This is a genomic window from Bacillus aerolatus (genome assembly GCF_009183655.1).
Classification (GTDB): Bacteria; Bacillota; Bacilli; order Bacillales; family Domibacillaceae; genus Pseudobacillus; species Pseudobacillus aerolatus.
In genome coordinates this window covers 17,445-36,958 of sequence record NZ_WEIO01000016.1, presented here as the reverse complement: position 1 = coordinate 36,958, position 19,514 = coordinate 17,445, and the positions used below count along the sequence as shown (strand labels likewise).

The following is a 19,514-nucleotide window of genomic DNA, read 5'->3' as shown; positions in this document are numbered from 1 at the left end:
TTTTTGTTGGTCTTAGATTTCTTCTCTGTCCAGTTATATTTTAAGCAAATCCTAATTTTCAAAAAATTATTTCATTGAATGGACATTTATTGCTTCTGTAAATTTTTCAGTGATTAGTTTCGGTCTGGTAATCGCACTTCCAACGACAACCGCATGTGCACCGATATCTAGAGCCTGTTTTGCTTTTTCAGGTGTATCAATATTTCCTTCTGCAATTACGGGAACAGAAATGTGTGCGACTACTTGTTCTAAGAATTCCAATGGAACTGTTCCTTTAGAATAAGGGGTATATCCTGCCATGGTCGTTGCTATAATGTCTACACCCACTTTTTCGGCAGCTATCGCTTCTTCCAGTGTAGATACATCCGCCATGAACAATTGATTCGGATAACTTGCTTTTACTTCTGAAAAGAACTCGAGAAAACTTTGCCCATCGGGTCTTACTTGTTTTGTCGCGGCAAACGCAATGATGTCAACCCCCTCTGTGTAAAGCTCTTCCACTTCCTGTAATGTCGGAGTAATATAGACCTCACTATCAGGAAAATCTTTTTTGATAATGCCAATAATCGGAAGGTCCACTTCTTGTTTAATCGCTTGTATATCCTTTACGGTGTTGGCACGGATTCCTGAAGCTCCGCCCAGCTTTGCAGCCAAGGCCATTTTGCTCATAATATAGGAATCATGCAGCGGCTCATCCTCCAGTGCCTGACAGGATACAATTAATTTCTTGTTAATTCTCTCTAAAATACTCATTCTAACTCTCCTACCTCATTGCAAAGATGTCATTATCTATAATCGTCTTTGTATGCGCTATTATCTCCGAGCGTGTAGAGACGAATAAAACGCTTTCACAATCAAAATATAGCATTTTGAAAGTCTGTTGTCAAAATGTTTTTTAAAATGACAATTAACTTCTTTATATCAAAGCAGCAAACCGCCGAATTTATCCGAAGAATATGCCTGATTGCTAGTAAGTTTGGTGAAAGGGTTTATGCTATGAACCACAAAATATTAAATAATTTTGTAAACTTTTAATAATACCCGCTTACCTTCCATCGATTCAGTGATCAAGTCTACGAAGGTGACTTTTGATACTGGTTTAACTCGTAATTCTGCGTTGGTACGAGGTATCTATCAATTGTGTGTTCACTTTTGATAGTTCCCTAAAGAAACTTTTAAGTAAAAAAAAGAATTACCGTTTAAGATAATTCAATCTTGGTCATTTATTTTATTTTCTTCAACTTGAACGATAAAACAATCATGGCAGCTGTCTCTTATTCCTCAGCATGCAGGATTTTATATATTGTTGATTTGACGGGTTTTTGGGTGTCTTTTTGTAGGATGTACTCTAAACAGCTCATAAAACCTTGCATAAAAACCGACTGCTTTCGCCATTAAGGAGCTGATATAATCATAAATAAAAAGTAAAGAGTATGAGGGGAAAAGATATAATGACACTAGCAGAGTACAACCAGCGTTACGAAACAATTCTTCATGGGAATTTTTCAAATGGAGATAAAGCGAAAATGCTTGCTTCTTTAATGACTGAATTAGAACAGGAATTTGAGATACCAACGTTAAGGAATGAGGCATGGGAAGCTGAGAATAAGGCGGTAATCGCACTGTACAAGAAAGTGTCCATGAGCAGGACGCTTTAAGGGTAGCCACTAGGCTATCTTTTTTATTTCTGGCTATATAGTGCAAAAAAGTTCTGGCCGTCTAAAATGGGTTCTAGTGCAAAGATTATATCCACTTTAAATACTTTCTCTGTTTTTTAAAGAAGCTTCCCCCTTTCTATATGCCAATGAAGAAATAGTTCTACCCCGGTCCGTTTTATCAATTTATCAACACTTACAATGTATGTATGTTGTAAAAGATAAAGAACAGGTAGTAGGAGTAGCAGGATTACATATGTTAGGGAAAGACTTAGCAGAGGTACGTTCCTTGGTAGTAGATCCTAAATATCACCATAAAGGTATAGGACGTATGTTAGTTAATCATATTATTATGGAAAGCTCTAAGCTAGGAGTTGAAAGATTAATATCTTTAACTTATCAAGTAGACTTTTTTATAAAATGTGGATTCAACATTGTTGAAAAGGAAACTCTACCAGAAAAAGTTTGGATTGATTGCATGAATTGTCCCAAATTTAATCGATGTGATGAAGTTGCTATGATTAAATACCTTACAGAGAAGTAGAAAACAAAACTATGGGAATGCACAAGATTCAGGAAGGGGTTTTACATATGAAAATAGAAGACTTATTTAGAAAATAAGAGTTATATGGATTGTCAACACCAAATTAGACGGCTTTTTTAAGAGATAATTGCCTGTATTCAAGTGAGCTCACTAAAAAAGAGCCAATCAAAAATCCGATTGGCTCCATATTGAAATATAATTATTGGTTTCCTTTTTTTACCCACTCTGCAACTGTAACTGTACGCTTTGCTTGATGTTTTACAGCTGCTTGAACATCTTCAATCATTTTTCCATTTTGGTCTACGGTTACACTTGTTCCGTACGGGTTTCCTCCAGCTCCAAAGAGAACTGGATCAGTATAACCAGGTGTTGCAAGGATTGCACCCCAATGCATCATTGCGGTATACAATGATAAAAGAGTAGCTTCCTGTCCACCATGTGGGTTTTGTGCAGAAGTCATCGCACTCACTACTTTATTTACTGTCTTACCGTTTGCCCAAAGCCCACCTTGTATATCAAGGAACTGTTTCATTTGTGATGGCATATTTCCAAATCGAGTTGGGACACTGAAGATAATAGCATCTGCCCATTCAAGGTCAGCTGATGTTGCGACTGGAACGTCTTTTGTTGCTTCGACAGTTGCTTTCCATGCTTCATTTCCTTCTATAACCGATTCAGGAGCTAATTCTTGTACTTTTAATACTTTTACTTCAGCACCAGCTGCTTTTGCTCCTTCTTCAGCCCATTTTGCTAATTGATAATTTGTTCCACCCATACTATAAAAAACTACTGCTAATTTAACGTTTGACATATTTTCCATCTCCTTTGTTTTTCTAAATAATTTGTCTAAAAACCCCATAATTACACCTTCTTTTTGTTTAGTTTTTAATAATCCTTATAAGAACCACCTCCATTGAAAATGAATGATTTTCAATGCTTACTGTTCTTTTATTCCCTACTGCAAGGAATTTAATGCTATATTAATTTCATAATTCTTGATTTCGAGATATTTGAGATGACTTAGGTATTGAACTCCTATGATTCCTTGCCTTTGAATAGCAATTGACCAAGAGAATATAACTTACTGCCATTCAATACCATGTGAATAGCAATGACTAGTAGTACAAGATCGTAAACATAGCCATTTAGAAATCCATCTGGCAATTTCACAGTGAATATGGCACCAATCATGATAAGACCAAATAGTAGTGAAACGATCCGAGTCCCTAAACCTAGAATAATAGCAATACCACCTACTAACTCAACAATACCCACCGCATAAGCAAGGAACCCTGGAATTCCTATACTTTCAAACCAACCTGCTGTATTCCCTATACCGCCTTGAAACTTAGCAACTCCGTTTGCTAAAAAGACAAGTCCTAACATAATGCGAAGCAATAAAGTTCCAATTTCATTTTTGTTTGACATAGAATGTCCCCTCCAACTTTTAATTCCTAGTTAGCATATTATCATTTAGTATATCTCGATTTCAAGATATATATATGTGTTTTTTTAAAAAAGTCTTTCCGAACTGTCTAATAGGGTGATGAAGAAACGGCACCCTTCAACACATCATGATAGTAAAGTCGGTTTATCGAAATCTTTTTCTTTACGAAATTAATCTAATTCTCTGACCTTAATCGGAACCAACCTCCGTTCAAGTTGCTCTCTATATTGTTCATACTGCACAAGCAACATTAACTGCTCTCCCATTGTCTCTTGTGATTCATCATGAGCGAATCCAGGAGGATCTGTTGCAATTTCAAATAGAATTTCTCCATGTTCTTTGAAGTAAATGGCATTAAAGTAATTTCTATCTTGAACAGGAGTCACACCATAACCATTTGCTGCAACATATTTCTGCCATTCCAATTGATCATTGTCGTCGATAGCTCTCCATGCGATGTGATGAACAGTTCCAACACCCATTTGACCTCTTCCAGTCGGAGTTGCTTTTAAGTCAATTACATTTCCGATGTCCGCTGAAGAACGAAAACGGATAAAGTCTCCTTCTTTCCTAATAAATTCAAGTCCCATTACCTTTTCTAACAGTTTTGCTGTTTTGTTTGGCTGAGCGGAAAATAGAGTAGCACCTCCGAAACCTTTGATCGCCACTTCCGGAGTTATCCCTCCAAATCTCCATATGTTTTTTTAGTCATTTAGTTTCACTCCTATTTTATAAATTGCTTGCTGATCGTCTTTCTTTTACCAATTGAGTAAACTCTGACATCCCTTCTAAGTCCCTCAATCAAATTACCTCAAATTCGAGATATTCATAAAAAATAAAAAGGTAATGTTTTCTTTTATGACTGTAAACTTTTCATATTTAAATTATTTCGATTCGATATATTACGAAATCGAGATAATTACTTAAAAAAATTTATAAACCTTGTGCATAATATCCTAACTTTTTCAACTGTTGAATCATAAGCTTTTTTTCATTATTCTCTAAACCGGCACATATTTCTTGGATTGCCGATTTATGTTTAGGAAAGACATCATTCATTAATTCAGTTCCGGCTGTTGTTATTGTCGCATATGTGATGCGCCGATCTTTGGGACATGGTCTTCTCTTTAATAAATTTTTCTTTTCTAACTTATCGACTACATAAGTAATACTACTGCTTGCAATTAATACCTTTTGACCGATTTTTTGTATTGGCTGATCACCTTTATTGTAAATCAACTCAAGAACAGCAAATTCAGTTGGGTTTAGTCCTAGACACTTTATATCTTCTTCAACACGTCTTTTTATTGATTCTAAAGCTCGAGTCAAAACAATAAATAACTTTAGAGACAATTCCTCTTCTTGTTGATTTTTGTTCTGATTGTTCATGATTACCATTCCTCTTCATTATCTCGAATTCGAGATAATTATATAATTAATCACTTTCTTTTGTCAATAGATGTTTTATAAAAATAGCGCTTTGCCCCCCCTGTTCCCTAGAGAGTATTTTTATTAAGCTTTTTTAAACATCATCAAATCTCCCATCCACGCAAGGTGTACAGGGGTACAATATAAGATACTACAAAGCGTTTGCTCAAGACTCCGACAGCCAAATACCGCAGAAATGATTACGGGCTGTTCGTTCTGCTGGTGTTTGGCTGGCAGCTTCCGTGCTCTCTGTCATTACTCATAATTAACACGCGCGTTTTGTATCTTTTATTTTGAAAGGTAGTATTTTACAGAGTAAGCAATCATGCTGTTGCCTTTTGGACTCCAATGTAATCCTATTAAATTATCAACCAACCCGCTCTTAGAAATTGCAGAATCAGTTTCACTACCTGCCTTAGCGATTGCATTCGCATAATTGTCTATGAGCTGAACCTTTTGATCTTTAGCGACCTTGCGAACGATGTCGTTATAACTGTTTGTCCATTTGCGTATACCACCTTTGTCAGCGTATAACTGTTTTAAATTTTTGGTTGAGTAAAAGTTGTAGTAAAGTTCTTCATTTACTGGCGGATTTGTCATTAGCAGGATTTTAACGTCTTTCGCTTTTAGTTGGGTAACCATGCTTTTAATATTCTTTTCAAACTGAGCTTTGCTAACCTGTGGTTGACCATTAGACAGCAACAAAGCATCATTCAAGCCAAACATGATTGATACTGCACTAGGGTTTAAGTCTAGCACTTCTTTTTTGAATCTTGCCATTCCTTCATTTGTTTCATCGCCGCTTACTCCTGCGTTATACACATCTGTTTCCATTCCCTTGCTGTACTCAGCGGCTACTTGATCTGTCCATTTATTATTCTGATACTCTGGATACTGGTCTTTGAAATAAGACCCCGAAGTATTGCTGTCTCCAAATGCGATGAATCCGGTTTTCTCCTCATCAACAACTGGATCTGCTGGAGCTTCTAGTTCTCCCTGCTGGTACTGATGAATTCTGTACATTAATAGTGCTAATTGCCCTCTTGTTAAAGGGTCGTAAACACCAAATCGTGTCTCCGTTTTCCCTTATGTGATTCCGGAATTAAATAAACGATGAACAGGTTCTACGTATCTGCCTGTCACATCTGTAAATTTATCAGACTTCTCTACTGGCTGATACCCACTGTTTCCAGAAACATCCGTAAACCCTGCTCCTTCAGTGGAACTTGTGGAGGCTGGTTTTAATACTTTGTCAAAGGCTTTAGAAAGAAGAATAGCCGCTTCTCCTCGTGTTATGTCCAGATGTGAGCCAAATGATGTTTCTGTTTTACCATTTATAATGCCTGCTTCACGAAGAGCCGATATAGTCTTGACTGCACGTTTAGGTACATCTTTAAATGGAGCTGGAGCTGGATCAGGGTGCGTCACATCAACGGCTATGTAATTGCCGACTAAAACAGCCGCATCTACTCTTTTTATTTTTTCAGAAACACCAAATTTAGTCGCACTTAAACCTTGAGCAATTCCATTAGTATAGACGAAGTGTACGCCGTCCACATATCTTGAACCCAACGGTACGTCAGTGAAAGGCAAAAACTTAACAGCGTCATATAATGGCGGTAAATCTGTTTCTTCAGCATGAGCAAGAGATAGCGGAATGCTTGAAGTAAATACCGCTCCTGCTACTGCTGTTACTGCGAGAACATGTTTAACCTTTTTCATAGTAATTTCTCTCCCTGTCCTTTTTGTGACTATTTATATTAATTTATACTTAAACGATTGTATCAAAATTTTCCATATATGATGAAGAATTTATAGACAAAAAATCTCTTTACATAAAACAATAAAACCGATATTTCATTAATCTCTTTTCAAGAGTCCCTTTCAACTTAGAACATAATGTATTACTAAAATAATTCATGAGATTTCCTTTTATCTGACGTTCCGCTAAGCTTTACTTTAACTTCCCTTTCACGCAGCTGTCTGGTAGAAACAAGACTGGACACAGCTGTTTCAGGGCACAGTGAATTACATCGGGTCAGTTGAACGATTTTCATCTTTGAAAATGAGCGTAAAACTACTATTTGCAGGTACGAAACAAATAGCAAAATGCACACAAAAAAGAGGCTGTTCCGAAAGCGATACTTTCGGAACAGCCTCTTACATCCAAATCCAAGAGTATTAGAATATTTTATTTCAAAGACTCCGCGTATACACGAACCATTTCCGGTGTAACCAGTTTACGAGTAGGTATAAGTCTTTGGTTTGCAAGAACATTGATTTGCACAGTAACTTCATTAATTTGGTCTGTTGTAAAATCCTTTCCCGCCTTACATAATTCTATAGCCTTTTGAATATAACCTTCCCGTTGTTGATCCAAGAAAGAAAATTCGGTAAAAACTTGATTTTGTTTTTGGGCATGAAGCGTGATGGCTTTATGTACACTCATGATCGCTCACTCCTATAATTTATATGATAGCTACTTTCTATATTAACAAGTTACTATAGAAAACTAAAGGATCAATTTTTTTAATTTTCAATAAAAATCGCAAAAAATTTTATGAACCTGCTTTATCTATTTTTCAGGAGAAACCCTGTACATAAATATTTTTAATAAGATAGGCTTTTTTTCAACATTAATATTTTTTATAGTTAACTATATAGACTTTAAAAGGGAGTGTATTTTTTTGTTTTTTAAATTATCAAAAGACCAACATGAACAAATGATTGACGATATCCAATATTTCTTTTCTAATGAACGAGATGAAGAATTATCAGAGTTTGCTGCGGAAAGAGTGTTAGAATTTATTAAAGAATCCATTGCTCCGCACTTTTATAATGCAGCGATCTCAGATGCTAAAATTGTTATTGAACAGCAAGTATCAGCGATAGAAGATGAGATTTTAAGCTTAGAGCGGCCGATTAAACGTTAATTTGCTTCGGGAGTGGATAAAGAATTTTTTCTATACCTCTTTTTATATCCAAAGAGAAAGGACGCTTCTTTAATTAAAAGAATGCGCCCTTTAAATAACACCACGGAGCTGCTGTCATGAGAAAAAGGTGATTAATTATTAACAGCCATACGTCCAAGGGGGCCGTTTTCGTCAATGATATCCTGTAAATCAAATACGGAGATTGGAAACATTGGGAAACCAAAAACATATGGTGTGATTTCATAAAGCTGAAAATAGATAACAAGAGCTTTGTCCGCAATGTAAAAGTCTTGATCGGGCCGAATGTCTGTGAAGCCGTTAAGAAGCTGAATATCACGTTGTTTGATTTGCGTGCGAATTAAGTTTGAAAGCCTTTTGACATAATCACTTCCTGGTTTAAATAAATCTTTAAGTTCACAAAGCTTCCCTTTTTGCAGGTCGAACGTCAAAGACTTTATATACGTCATCCCATGGGCGGCATGGTCGTGGTAAGTATAATTAGAGAGCGATAAGCTCAGAACCTGGCGCTGGTTATTTTTGATTTCATAAGACCCGATCATTTGCACCACTGTTGTTGGCATATCCCCGGCTTGCTGATTTATGAGCTGCTGGGTTTGATAAGCAATCGTCCGATTTATTGATCTTTCTAACCCTTGATTTTGCATGCCGGTCACCTTGGGATAAAACACTGTTTTCTCCGGCCCGCTGCCAATTTTAACTGGTTCAATGCTAACTGGTAACGTATTAAGCACATTTCTCCATCCTTTTTTAGTTTTTACCCCATAGTATTCTTGAAAAGGGTGAAGGTGTGCAGCAGGGAATTTCTTGTCCGTTGCCTCTTAATTTTCTGTTACCTCTCCCTGATCCGCATGATTCGCCTTCGTTTTCCGCATCTTATAAATCGCAATCAGCAAAATAAACCAAACAGGAGTTATGAACAAGGCAACACGAGTATCTTCCGCGAGTGCAAGCACGACAAGAACAAAAGCTAGGAAAGCAAGGATCAAGTAATTGGCAAATGGATAAAGTGGCAATTTAAATTTGTTCACTTTCGCTAGATCTGGTCTTGTTTTTCGGTATTTCAAATGACTGATGACAGTAATTCCCCAAATAAAGATGAAACATACTGTAGAAATACTTGTAATCAGTGTGAATACTCCTTCTGGCATTACATAGTTCAAAACAACGGAAATTAGAATGACGACCGTTGAAAAAAACAATGCATTAGAAGGTACTTTACGGGCATCAAGTTTTGCCAATGGTACAGGTGCATTTTTATCTTTGGCAAGTGAGTATACCATTCGGCTTGTACTGAAGATGGCACTGTTACATGCCGAAGCTGCGGATGTTAGGACGACAAAATTGACGATACCAGCAGCTGCAGCGATACCAACTGCCACGAATACTTGGACGAATGGGCTTTCCGTTGGAATGATTGCGTTCCACGGATAAACACTCATAATGACAATAAGTGCGCCAATGTAGAAAATGATAATCCGAATAGGGATATTATTGATTGCTTTTGGGATAACTCTTTCTGGATCTTCTGTTTCACCTGCTGTAAGTCCTACAAGTTCAATGCCAACAAACGCAAACACTACCATCTGGAATGAGAGGATAAAACCATTGATGCCATTTGGGAACATGCCGCCGTGGCTCCATAGATTCGTGAAACTGGCTGCGCCTGAATCAGTGGAAAAGCCTTTAATAATCATGAAAATGCCGATAACAATTAGGGCTAGAATCGCGATAACTTTAATTAATGCAAACCAGAATTCCATTTCGCCAAAAAGTTTTACGGTTGCAAGGTTCATAAATAGCAAAATGACAAGCGCAATTAATCCTGGCATCCACTGTGGTACAGAGGGAAACCAATACTGGGTATAGAGACCAACTGCTGTTAAGTCGGCCATTGCGATTGAAATCCAGCAAAACCAATAGGTCCAGCCGGTGACAAACGCTGCCATATTGCCTAAATAGTCTTTTACAAAGTCAACAAAAGAATGGTAGTTCAAATTACTTAAGAGTAGTTCTCCAAGTGCGCGCATGATTAAAAAGCAAATGACGCCTGTAATCGTGTAAGCAAATAAAATCGATGGTCCTGCTAAATGAATAGATTTTCCTGCTCCGAGAAATAATCCCGTTCCGATTGCCCCGCCAATAGCGATTAGTTGTACGTGCCTATTTTTTAGACCTCTTTCCAGTCTTTGTTCCTGCATACAATTTTCCTCTTTCTACTTTTCTAGGGTGTTTGCGATTTCATGACGAATTTAAATACTTAGATAATAAATTTAACATATTATCAGTCAATTCAACACAAAAAAAGAAGCCACACCAAATAAAAAGGTTGTGACCTCTACAAACCAAGCTTAATAATAACTATTCTTAATTTTCCGATAAATACAAAGAGTGTTTTGCGTTATAGTCTTTTTCAATCTATTTCCTGATTTATTTAACCTCCATCATAGCTTTCAAGCTCTCTTCACGAATGAGCTCTGTCAGCTGCTCCTTATACTCGAGGAAACGAGGTGAAACTTTAATATTGTATGGACGAGGATGTTCCAGATCAATAGGAATATCCGCTTTAATTCTACCTGGCCTAGAAGTCATTACAATCACTCGATTGGCCAAGAAAATGGATTCTTCTACATCGTGAGTAATAAACAAAATAGTTTTGTTCGACTTCTCCCAAATTTCCAGCAACAGCTCTTGCATGAGTGTCCGAGTTTGATTATCAAGAGCTCCAAAAGGTTCATCGAGCAGCAAAATCTCCGGATCATTCGCTAAAGCTCTTGCTATGGCTACGCGTTGCTGCATTCCTCCCGATAGCTGCTTAGGATAGTGCTTTTCAAATCCGTTTAATCTAACTAATTCGATATACGTATGAACAACTTCTTTACGTTGTGCGGCAGTCATCCCATTATTTTTTAAGCCGAACTCAATATTTTCTTCTACCGTAAGCCAAGGAAATAAAGAATAGGCTTGAAACACCATTCCCCGATTGGAAGACGGCCCGAACACCTCTTCCCCATCAAGATACACATGGCCTGTCGTCTGCTCCTCAAGCCCTCCTACGACCCGAAGCAATGTAGATTTTCCACATCCAGACGGCCCAAGTATGGTAATAAACTCATTAGGCATGATTTTTAGGCTAGTTGTATCAAGAGCAAGCACTTGAGAATTTTTCTTGTTGCCTGAGTATATTTTTGTGACGTTATCAATTTCTACCTTTGCATTCATCATCGCCTTCATCACCTTCCATAATGCCATGGGAACATTTTTCGAATGGACACTTTTAAAATTAGATCCGAGAGCAAACCTAGCACTCCGATGGTCAGTATGCCGAAAATAATATTTCCTGTTTTTAGCATGCGCTGAGATTCAAGGATCAAGCTGCCAATCCCCGAAGAGGAGGCCACAAGTTCCGCTACAATAATGTAAGACCAAGCCCAGCCAAGTATCAGTCGAATAATTTCCATAATACCAGGTATAGAAGCTGGAAGAATGACGGAACGCAGTACACCGAAATTGGATCTGCCAAGTGTATAAGCAGCTTCTAAAAGCTCTCGTCGAACATTTGCAACTTCAACTGCCGTCATTAGAACAAGCGAGAAGAATGTGCCGACAAATATGATCGTAATTTTCTCTAATTCTCCTACACCAATCCACAAAATGAAAAGCGGAATGAATGCAGACGCCGGCATGTACCGAATAGAGGAAATAACGGGTTCAAAAAAAGCCTCCACGACTTTAAATGTGCCCATCAATATTCCAAGCGGCAAGCCAATGATCACAGCAATCGTAAAACCGGCAAGAACGCGATAAATCGTAATAGAAATATCATTGATAAACCCAAACTCAGTAAACAGGATCACACCCGAGTGAATAATCTCAGTTGGTGTGGGCAGAAATAGCGGGTCTACCATTCCGCTGTACGTTAACAGCGACCATACGGCAAACAAAAGAACGATACTCGATATGCTAATCCCTATATACAATCTGTGCGGTATGTTTTCTTGCGGCTGGAGCCATTTTCTACTTTTAGGCTTTCCATTTCGTTTGTTTTGAAGTGGAATGAGAGGCGGCCGTTTAACTACCTCTTCGGTTTTAACCAGTTTCTCCATATAAGGCTCCCTCCCCTTTATTGAATGGCTGAATAGTTGATTAAGTCATCGATGTTTGGCTCTTTTTCTATTAGTTTTTGTTCCTTCCAAAATTCGGATCCTAGTTGTGTAAGCTCATGCAATTTTCCTGGCTGTTCTTTCGTACCGAAATATTCTTTGTTTTTTTCCTCATCGTAAAAGCGGACGCCTTTTAATGAACCCTTAAGTTCTTCTGTAGATTGCCCCATCGCTTTTCCCATAATTTTCAATGCATCTTCTTCATTCGTTTTATAGTATTCTACCGCTTCAAACCAAGATTTTACTAACGCTTTTACCGCTTCTGGATTTTCTTCTACAAAATCACGTCTCATCCCAATCGTACTAGTAATAACGCCTGGAGAGATATCGCTTGTTGCGAGGACGCTTCCAAAATCAGTTTGTTTTGCTTTAGATAGCCAAGGTTCCCATGTAACAGCGGCATCTACTTTGTTTGCAACAAAGGCTGCCCCGGCATCACCAGCCGTCATGTTTTGTGCATGAATATCTTTAAAATCGATTCCCTCTTGTTTTAACAAATAGAGAAACCAGAAAAAGCTCGCCCCTCCGTCGGTTTGTACAGCTACACGCTTTCCTTTCAAGTCTTGTAAGCTTTTAATTTCTTTCTTGGCGACAATGCCATCTCCGCCATATGATTCATCCAGTGCAACAACTTGGACAACTGGCACATTACTTGCTGCGGAGACAACATGAGTGTCCACAGTGGAAGCAAAGCCTTGTATGCGCTTAGCCGCCAATGCGGTTCGACGATCCGTGTTGCTTTCCATTGTCATCAAATCTACATCGATGCCATTCTTTTTGAAAAATCCTTTTTCCTCCGCGATGTATAGTGGAGCGTATCCTACCCAAGTTGCTACCCCTAAAGAAAAAGAAGTAAGCTTGTCGGCAGCGCCTTCTTTTTGAGCTTCAGTCTTCGTTTCTCCCGAGCACCCTGTCATGATCAGCAAAAAAACAACTAAAACGATGGATCCAAATTTTCTCAACATTCTTTCCCCCTGCTTTTAATTTTTTAGGCACTTACCGATGAAAAGTGCAGTGTAAAGAGAACATAGTCACCTCCTTTCAAATTCCGGTAAAGAACTATTGATTCTATCTGTTATTTAGATGGCTGAATATTAAGCGCTTTCAATACTTGTTGCTTTCTTCTAAATTTGGTCTATTATACATGACTTTTTCAAAAAAATAGGTGGTTTTACTCATTTAAGTAAAAAATATGCACAATAAAACAAGAAATATACACTAAAGAATACATAGTATTTAATTGCTCCAAATTTAATGCCATTAAAAAAAGGACTTCCTTATTTGGAATATCCTTCTTACTCCTTCAATCATTTATCTTAATATTTTATTTTTTGTGCATTGATTTAAAATGTGCTGGCTTTATAAGAATAAATGCTATTCGAAAAATATCATTCGAACCCAACAATTTTAGCGATCTCTTCTACCGCTTGTTCGATGGAGCATTCACCACTTTTATAATAAGTGACGAGAGCTTGAATACTTATGATCGCTTTTTCTGCTTCTGTTGAAAAAACTTCCGAAGAAAGAGATTTTTCGTTAATTTGAAATTGGCCGTTTTCATCGAAATAAAACGCGCGGACTTCTTTTTCTTTTTCTTTCTCCCGCTTGATAATCAATTCTTTTATATAAGAATTGATGGCCGCTTCTTCCACCCAGTCTCTTCCGTCTCTTTTCATAATTAATATTCTTCCTTGATTGATTTCATTTAACAAAGAGCGATAATATTTATGATAATGGCTTCCTGAGTCAGGCAGCTCTAACCCTCTCATGATCATAAAGACAGCATCTATTAAAGTTACTTTATTATTCATGGAAATACCTCATTCCTTTTTACTGCAGTTTACGTTTTTACTTTATTAAATGTGCTTTTCAGTAACGAACTTCTTGATGTTTAACATTTTATTGAAAAAGGTTAGCCGGAGTTTCTAATATGACTTGGCTGTATATAGGCTTTTGCCCTGTCACATCGAATCCCTTTACATATGGTATAAGGAGTTTATCCCAGCAAATGAACGTAAAGGAGAATGAGCAAGATGAATCCATATTATTTTCACCCTGGGTTTGTCCCACAGTCAATTGTCCAATACCCTGATTATGCGTATATGCAGCCCCAAGAAGAACTTGATCTTGAAAGACAGCCACAAGCCTTGGAGAGAAGAGTTACTGCACTCGAAAGAGAAAATCAACGCCAAGCTAGAGAAATTAACCGAATTAACCAGGAAATCAATCGCATGAACAGGGAAATTAACCGGCTGAATCAAAATGATGAACGCCATACCCGGCGCTTGAACAGATTGAACCAAAGATTGCGTGCCGTAGAGAACCGATTAAATATTCCTTACTCTGCGCTTGAAGATGGATTTTAATTTGAATAAAGGCGAAGAGCATTTTCCTGCTCCCCGCCTTTATTTTTTCCTTTTATTTGATCACACGTTTTGCACCTATATAGCGCTCTTTCCAATATTTATCGCTCATTTTTACTTTTTTAACACCTTTGGATGTGGCTCCGACAAATGTACCGTTGCCGTTATAAATAGCGACAAACGAAACTTTCCCTTTTGCTCCCGTAGCATAAAACACTAAATCCCCAAATTTCAACTCGTTTTGTTTGACCGCTTTGCCAATTTTATATTGAGCGGCACTCGTTCTTGGGATCTTCATATTCGTTGCAGCGTCTTTATAAACATATTGTGTTAAACCGCTCGCATCAAACCCTCGAGGTGATGTTCCTCCATATTTGTAAGGGCTGCCAATAAGTGTCTCTGCTGTTGCCGCCACTTCTTCCCCATAGTTAATGGTAGCTGATGCCTTCGAAGCTGGTCCAAGTGTAAAAAAGAAGGCTAAAGATAAAATCGATAACACGGTTATTGCCCACTTAGAAACTGATAAACGTTTTCTCAAATTGTCTCCCTCCTGAAATGAAAAAATCGAACACAAAATTAAATATATGCGCTGTATTCGTTCATATTCCTGACTTTTAAAAATGGCCGCAGACATAAAAAAAGCAGATTCGTCATCTGCTTTTTTAGGCGGATTCTATAAACGGTTTCTTTTTCAGCTGTTTCAGCATTTGTTTGGAGAGGGCTTGATAGCCAAGAGAGTTTGGATGCACACCATCGGCAGACAAGTATTGCAGATGACGGCTGTTGATCACTTTTGTCGTTTCCAGCACGATCGTATGATTTAACTGATGAGCTATTTCATATATTTTTACGTTCCATTTCGGCAGCAGCTGATCAGCCAATGAATAATATTCGTGATCTTGTTTTAAGGGATTATACATTTCCAAAAATACAATCGTCGCATCAGGATTAGCTTGTTTAATGGCTTTCGACATCGCATCTAAATTTTGAGTAAACGTGGATTGCATTGAGTCGAAGTTCTGAATAACACTTTGATAATCGCCTTCATAGAGAGCTTCGAGGATATCATTGCCACCGACATTAATGGTAATTAAGTCAGCTTGTTTAATTTGTTCATCAAATTCCCCTTTTTGTACGAGAGCATTTAAATCTGTGCTGTTAATGCCCGGTATGCCTTCATTTTGCAACTCAACTGATTTACCCGTCTGTTTTTGTAATTGGCGGGAAAAATGGCTGACAAAACTTTCTTCCTCTTCTGATCCAATGCCTGTGATGATGGAATCACCAATAGCAAGATGAGTCAATTGGTCCTGGTCAAGCTTGCTGAAATACTCAACATAAGAGAGCGCTGCCTGGGCGGATGAAGGAACTGCTTCTTCTTTCATCTGCTGAATTTGATAAACGGGGTAGTACAGCCAGAGGGAGACAGCAATGACAGCAACAATTAGAATAGAAATGGTATATTTGAAAAAAAGCTTCATATTCCGCTCCTTTACGTACAGCCAACGTCCGTTGTTTGATCTTTTTCTTTTATTTATTATAATGAATGAGCTCAAAATTGAAAGTGTTTCCTATAAAAACCATTAGTTAGTGTAGACGTTTTTTGCAGGAAACATACAATGTATTTTGATTTTCTTCCTTTCATATGCGACCTGGTGTTGCAGTACAGAAAGTTATGTTAAAATGAAACGGACAATGGCACATTAAAGGACGGGACAATGAATGGAAATTACACATCACACAGTGGAAAAAATCGAAGACCCATTTGGACTGCTTACCGGAGAGAGATTTGAATTCCAGCTATATGCCAACGTGGATGAAGACGATGAATTACACTCTGAATCAGGATTTTATATTCGTGTACTTTATTTAGTCGATGGAGAAGAAGAGAAAATCATTCATTATCATATACACGACCGGGCAACCGGCAACGTGCTCGATTTTGAATTGGAAGAAGAAGAAGTTGAACTCGTGGCGGCCTATTGCCGTACGCACACATAAGACAAAATAACAGAAAACGAATAACATACAAAGCCCCGCCTGCTGAATTTAATCTTTGCGGGCGGGGGTCAGTTTATTTCATCTACTAGGGTTTCCGTAATAATCACAACCTTCAATTCATTTTCATATACTCCTGCAGCTGTTCCTCTGTTAAATGCTTAATAAAGTGGTGAAAACTAATCGATTCCATTTCATGATTTTCACAGCTTTCCGTATAGTGTTCGTAAGCTTCTCTATACATATCCATCCTTTCCACCCCCTTCTGTTATAGTACAAATAAATTTTATTTCCTTTAATATATAACAGATTGAAAAAACTGTCAATACTTCACTTTCAATTCTGCCCAGAATACTCAAAAAATAAACATTAAATAGCTGTATTCACTTTAGGATCGTCAAAAAGTGGATAGACAACTAATTATCTATTGTCCATCCACTTGGTTTGTTAAATTAAATAGCTCATTTTCTTTGCTTCATGCACTAGTTCTTCTTGAAATTTCGGATGAGCAATGTCAATTAATGCCTTTGTCCGCTCGCGAATAGTTTTACCGCGCAGTTTGGCAATTCCGTGTTCCGTTATAACGTAATCTACATCATTTTTAGATGTAGTAACTGGGGTTCCAGGAGCAAAGAATGGCACAATTTTTGAAATGTTTTCGTTTTTCGTTGTGGAGTGCAGACAAATAATGCCTCTTCCTTCTTCTGACATGCGGGCGGAGATACCAAATTCGGCTTGTCCTCCAGATGAGGACCAGTAAACAGGTCCAGCCTTTTCCGAGTTGCATTGTCCGAGAAAATCCACTTCGATTGTTGAATTAATCGTAACCATATTTTTGATTTGAGAAATGCGCTGAATATCATTTGTCTGATTCACCGGCATCATAAAAATTTGTTCATTTTCATGCAGAAAATCATACAGTTTTTTTGTTCCAAATGCAAAGGTGGCCGTCGTTTTTCCCGGATAATCACTCCGCTCCATATTAGTCACCGCTCCGCTGCGGTATAGGTCCACGAGTTTATCAGGAATCATTTCAGTAAAAATATTCAAATTCCGGTGGTTGGCAAGTGAATTCATCACTGCATTCGGGATAGCCCCAAAGCCAATTTGCAGACTATCTCCGTCTTTAATAAGGCTCGCAATGTAACGGCCGATTTTTTCATCCTTTTCCGTTATGACTGGTATCGGCGATTCGATCAGCGGCTGATGGTTTTCAATCAGCGCCGTCACTTCAGACAAGTGAATTTGGTTCATCCCTTGTGTCCTTGGCATATATTCATTGATTTCCAACAAAATTGTTTTTGCTCCTTTAGACAGGGGGATCGTATAGTCACAGTTCGTTCCCAGTGAAAAGAAGCCATTTTCATCAATGGGTGAAACTGTCGCCATAATCACTCGTTGATCAGTCATTTCTTCTAAAATATTCGGTACGTCGGAAAAATGGTTTGGCAGCAAATCAACGGCCCCTTCATGGAAAGCCTGTCTGTCTCCACCTGATAAAAACATAGAAATCACTTTTAATTGTTCTGGCCTTTTTCTAATTGCCGGCCGTGAAGTTAACATTTGAAACAACCGGTTTCTCTTTAAATCGGTTCTTTTTTCCAGCGCAGACAACAATGCAGGCGGCTCTCCTGCCATTAAAGGAACGATAATGTCATCGCCTGCCTCGATTATGCGGATTGCTTGTTCAGCATCCATCAATTTCCTTCGATATTCTCTCTCATTTATCACAGACAACACTCCCTTTGACCAGCCTAAAGTTATCTATTATCCCTTCCCGGTGGAAAAACACACCTCCTCCGCCGGGAGATTCTAGTATCTGTCTTTATCATATACACTGCCAAAACCATGTCAAGCGTTTCGTTAAGAAGGCAGTATGCAGCAGGCTGTCGGAGGAAATGGTGCGTGAGGCGCTTTGTCCAAACGCTTTTTACAATTCGTCAAATCCATTGGCTTCACTTGTCTTCGTATACGCGCGTGATTTTTGTTCAAAAAAGTCAGTTTTGCCAAGATCCACTTCTTGATAAGCAACAATCCAGCGCATCGGATTCGTGCGATAGCCTTCAAATGGAGCAGAAAAGCCAAGCTGTTCCGCCCGCTTGTTTGCCATAAACTTAATGTAGCTTTCCAATTCGTTCATTTGAATGCCGTCTATTTTATGTCCGATAATGGACCTCCCCCATTCGATTTCCAATTCAGCTGCCTGTTGGAAAGCTTCTTGGCCATACGCTTGCAGTTCCGCCGTATTATATTCGGGATATTCGTGCAGCACTTCTTTAAAAATCTTTTCAAACAGCCCTACGTGAAGCTGTTCATCGCGGTTAATGTAATTAATCATCGTGCTTGTAGCGATCATTTTTTGATTGCGCGCCAAGTTATAGAAAAAGGCAAATCCTGAATAAAAGAAAAGGCCTTCCAAAATAACATCGTATACGATCGACTTAAGAAAATGTTCAACCGTCGGTTCGTTCGAAAATGCTTCATATCCTTTTGTGACAAATTCATTCCGTTCCTGCAAAATCGGTTCTGTTCTCCAGAAGTCAAACACCCGGTCTTGTGTTTCTTTATCTGCTACACTTGATAACACATAACTATAAGAATGGTTGTGAATCACCTCTTGCTGGGCAAGGATGATCATTAATGCGTGCAGACTTGAATCGGTTAAGTAATCAGCTGCTCTGCCGGCATAGTCGGTTTGAATGCTGTCTAACAAAGCAAGCAGTCCGATGATTTTTAAGAAGGCATTTTTTTCATCCGGCGTCAGCTCATTGAATTGTTGGCGGTCTTTTGTCATGTTAATTTCAAATGGCGTCCAAAAGTTGGCAAGCATTCTTTTGTATTTTGGATAAGCCCAGCTATAGCGGACATCGTCCCAGTTTAATATATTTGAACTTCTTCCATTAATAATTGCCGTAGAACGGTTCGGCGCACTATGATCGATGATTTTTCTTTTTTCCAGCTTCAT

General features: G+C 38.2%; 23 protein-coding genes and 1 pseudogene. 5 read left to right on the top strand and 19 right to left on the bottom strand.

What is annotated here, in order from left to right; all coding sequences use genetic code 11:
* Positions 1-66: 66 nt before the first annotated feature.
* Positions 67-753 (bottom strand): N-acetylmannosamine-6-phosphate 2-epimerase, encoded by a 687-nt coding sequence (locus tag F9802_RS18335; RefSeq protein ID WP_152154548.1) that lies wholly within the window; start codon positions 751-753, stop codon positions 67-69.
* 698 nt (positions 754-1,451) lie between these two features.
* Between F9802_RS18335 and F9802_RS18330 the strand changes: the two genes are divergently transcribed.
* Positions 1,452-1,658 carry a hypothetical protein gene (locus tag F9802_RS18330; protein WP_152154547.1) on the top strand — a complete coding sequence of 69 codons (207 nt, stop codon included), beginning with the start codon at positions 1,452-1,454 and terminating at the stop codon, positions 1,656-1,658.
* Between the two features lie 100 nt (positions 1,659-1,758).
* On the top strand, positions 1,759-2,199 hold the full coding sequence (locus F9802_RS18325) for an N-acetyltransferase (RefSeq protein ID WP_152154546.1): 441 nt from the start codon (positions 1,759-1,761) through the stop codon (positions 2,197-2,199).
* 199 nt (positions 2,200-2,398) lie between these two features.
* On the opposite strand, the gene wrbA is transcribed toward F9802_RS18325, so the two are convergent.
* The 7 genes and pseudogenes from wrbA to F9802_RS18290 form a co-directional block, all read right to left on the bottom strand.
* Positions 2,399-3,010, bottom strand: a complete 612-nt coding sequence (wrbA, locus tag F9802_RS18320) for an NAD(P)H:quinone oxidoreductase (protein ID WP_152154564.1) — start codon at positions 3,008-3,010, stop codon at positions 2,399-2,401.
* A 224-nt stretch (positions 3,011-3,234) separates the two neighbouring features.
* On the bottom strand, positions 3,235-3,627 hold the full coding sequence (locus F9802_RS18315; RefSeq protein ID WP_152154545.1) for a DoxX family protein: 393 nt from the start codon (positions 3,625-3,627) through the stop codon (positions 3,235-3,237).
* 189 nt (positions 3,628-3,816) lie between these two features.
* Positions 3,817-4,347 (bottom strand): annotated as a pseudogene (locus F9802_RS18310) (VOC family protein); the annotation flags it as partial.
* Positions 4,348-4,579: 232 nt separating this feature from the next.
* Entirely contained in the window at positions 4,580-5,035 is a 456-nt protein-coding gene (locus F9802_RS18305) for a MarR family winged helix-turn-helix transcriptional regulator (RefSeq protein WP_152154544.1), read from the bottom strand.
* A 327-nt stretch (positions 5,036-5,362) separates the two neighbouring features.
* A complete protein-coding gene (locus F9802_RS18300; protein ID WP_152154543.1) occupies positions 5,363-6,097 on the bottom strand; it encodes an SGNH/GDSL hydrolase family protein in 735 nt (244 codons plus the stop codon).
* Positions 6,098-6,160: 63 nt separating this feature from the next.
* Positions 6,161-6,796, bottom strand: a complete 636-nt coding sequence (locus F9802_RS18295; protein WP_152154542.1) for an S-layer homology domain-containing protein — start codon at positions 6,794-6,796, stop codon at positions 6,161-6,163.
* 469 nt (positions 6,797-7,265) lie between these two features.
* Positions 7,266-7,523, bottom strand: coding sequence for a DUF2533 family protein (locus F9802_RS18290; RefSeq protein ID WP_152154541.1), 258 nt, complete (start codon positions 7,521-7,523; stop codon positions 7,266-7,268).
* 238 nt (positions 7,524-7,761) lie between these two features.
* Between F9802_RS18290 and F9802_RS18285 the strand changes: the two genes are divergently transcribed.
* Positions 7,762-8,007, top strand: a complete 246-nt coding sequence (locus tag F9802_RS18285) for a DUF2164 domain-containing protein (RefSeq protein ID WP_152154540.1) — start codon at positions 7,762-7,764, stop codon at positions 8,005-8,007.
* 131 nt (positions 8,008-8,138) lie between these two features.
* On the opposite strand, the gene F9802_RS18280 is transcribed toward F9802_RS18285, so the two are convergent.
* The 6 genes from F9802_RS18280 to F9802_RS18255 form a co-directional block, all read right to left on the bottom strand.
* Entirely contained in the window at positions 8,139-8,759 is a 621-nt protein-coding gene (locus F9802_RS18280) for a DUF3298 and DUF4163 domain-containing protein (protein ID WP_152154539.1), read from the bottom strand.
* Positions 8,760-8,846: 87 nt separating this feature from the next.
* A complete protein-coding gene (locus tag F9802_RS18275; protein WP_152154538.1) occupies positions 8,847-10,226 on the bottom strand; it encodes an amino acid permease in 1,380 nt (459 codons plus the stop codon).
* Positions 10,227-10,455: 229 nt separating this feature from the next.
* Positions 10,456-11,250 (bottom strand): ABC transporter ATP-binding protein, encoded by a 795-nt coding sequence (locus F9802_RS18270; protein ID WP_225435403.1) that lies wholly within the window; start codon positions 11,248-11,250, stop codon positions 10,456-10,458.
* 8 nt (positions 11,251-11,258) lie between these two features.
* Positions 11,259-12,131 (bottom strand): ABC transporter permease, encoded by an 873-nt coding sequence (locus F9802_RS18265; RefSeq protein ID WP_152154537.1) that lies wholly within the window; start codon positions 12,129-12,131, stop codon positions 11,259-11,261.
* A gap of 17 nt (positions 12,132-12,148) precedes the next feature.
* Positions 12,149-13,153, bottom strand: a complete 1,005-nt coding sequence (locus tag F9802_RS18260) for an ABC transporter substrate-binding protein (protein ID WP_225435402.1) — start codon at positions 13,151-13,153, stop codon at positions 12,149-12,151.
* Between the two features lie 423 nt (positions 13,154-13,576).
* Positions 13,577-13,999 (bottom strand): hypothetical protein, encoded by a 423-nt coding sequence (locus F9802_RS18255; protein WP_152154536.1) that lies wholly within the window; start codon positions 13,997-13,999, stop codon positions 13,577-13,579.
* 222 nt (positions 14,000-14,221) lie between these two features.
* Between F9802_RS18255 and F9802_RS18250 the strand changes: the two genes are divergently transcribed.
* Positions 14,222-14,554: a coiled-coil domain-containing protein gene (locus F9802_RS18250; protein WP_152154535.1), complete on the top strand. Its 333-nt coding sequence runs from the start codon at positions 14,222-14,224 to the stop codon at positions 14,552-14,554.
* A 52-nt stretch (positions 14,555-14,606) separates the two neighbouring features.
* Here F9802_RS18250 and F9802_RS18245 read toward each other — a convergent pair whose 3' ends face one another.
* Positions 14,607-15,089: a C40 family peptidase gene (locus F9802_RS18245; protein ID WP_152154534.1), complete on the bottom strand. Its 483-nt coding sequence runs from the start codon at positions 15,087-15,089 to the stop codon at positions 14,607-14,609.
* A gap of 124 nt (positions 15,090-15,213) precedes the next feature.
* On the bottom strand, positions 15,214-16,032 hold the full coding sequence (locus tag F9802_RS18240; RefSeq protein WP_152154533.1) for a GDSL-type esterase/lipase family protein: 819 nt from the start codon (positions 16,030-16,032) through the stop codon (positions 15,214-15,216).
* A gap of 241 nt (positions 16,033-16,273) precedes the next feature.
* On the opposite strand from F9802_RS18240, the gene F9802_RS18235 reads away from it, so the two are divergent.
* Positions 16,274-16,552, top strand: a complete 279-nt coding sequence (locus F9802_RS18235) for a DUF6509 family protein (protein ID WP_152154531.1) — start codon at positions 16,274-16,276, stop codon at positions 16,550-16,552.
* Positions 16,553-16,664: 112 nt separating this feature from the next.
* Here F9802_RS18235 and F9802_RS20120 read toward each other — a convergent pair whose 3' ends face one another.
* The 3 genes from F9802_RS20120 to F9802_RS18225 all read right to left on the bottom strand — a co-directional run bounded on the left by F9802_RS20120 (position 16,665) and on the right by F9802_RS18225 (position 19,514).
* Entirely contained in the window at positions 16,665-16,799 is a 135-nt protein-coding gene (locus tag F9802_RS20120) for a hypothetical protein (RefSeq protein ID WP_263862330.1), read from the bottom strand.
* Positions 16,800-16,996: 197 nt separating this feature from the next.
* Positions 16,997-18,280 carry an acetyl-CoA hydrolase/transferase family protein gene (locus F9802_RS18230; RefSeq protein WP_225435401.1) on the bottom strand — a complete coding sequence of 428 codons (1,284 nt, stop codon included), beginning with the start codon at positions 18,278-18,280 and terminating at the stop codon, positions 16,997-16,999.
* A 199-nt stretch (positions 18,281-18,479) separates the two neighbouring features.
* Positions 18,480-19,514, bottom strand: coding sequence for a ribonucleotide-diphosphate reductase subunit beta (locus F9802_RS18225; RefSeq protein WP_152154527.1), 1,035 nt, complete (start codon positions 19,512-19,514; stop codon positions 18,480-18,482).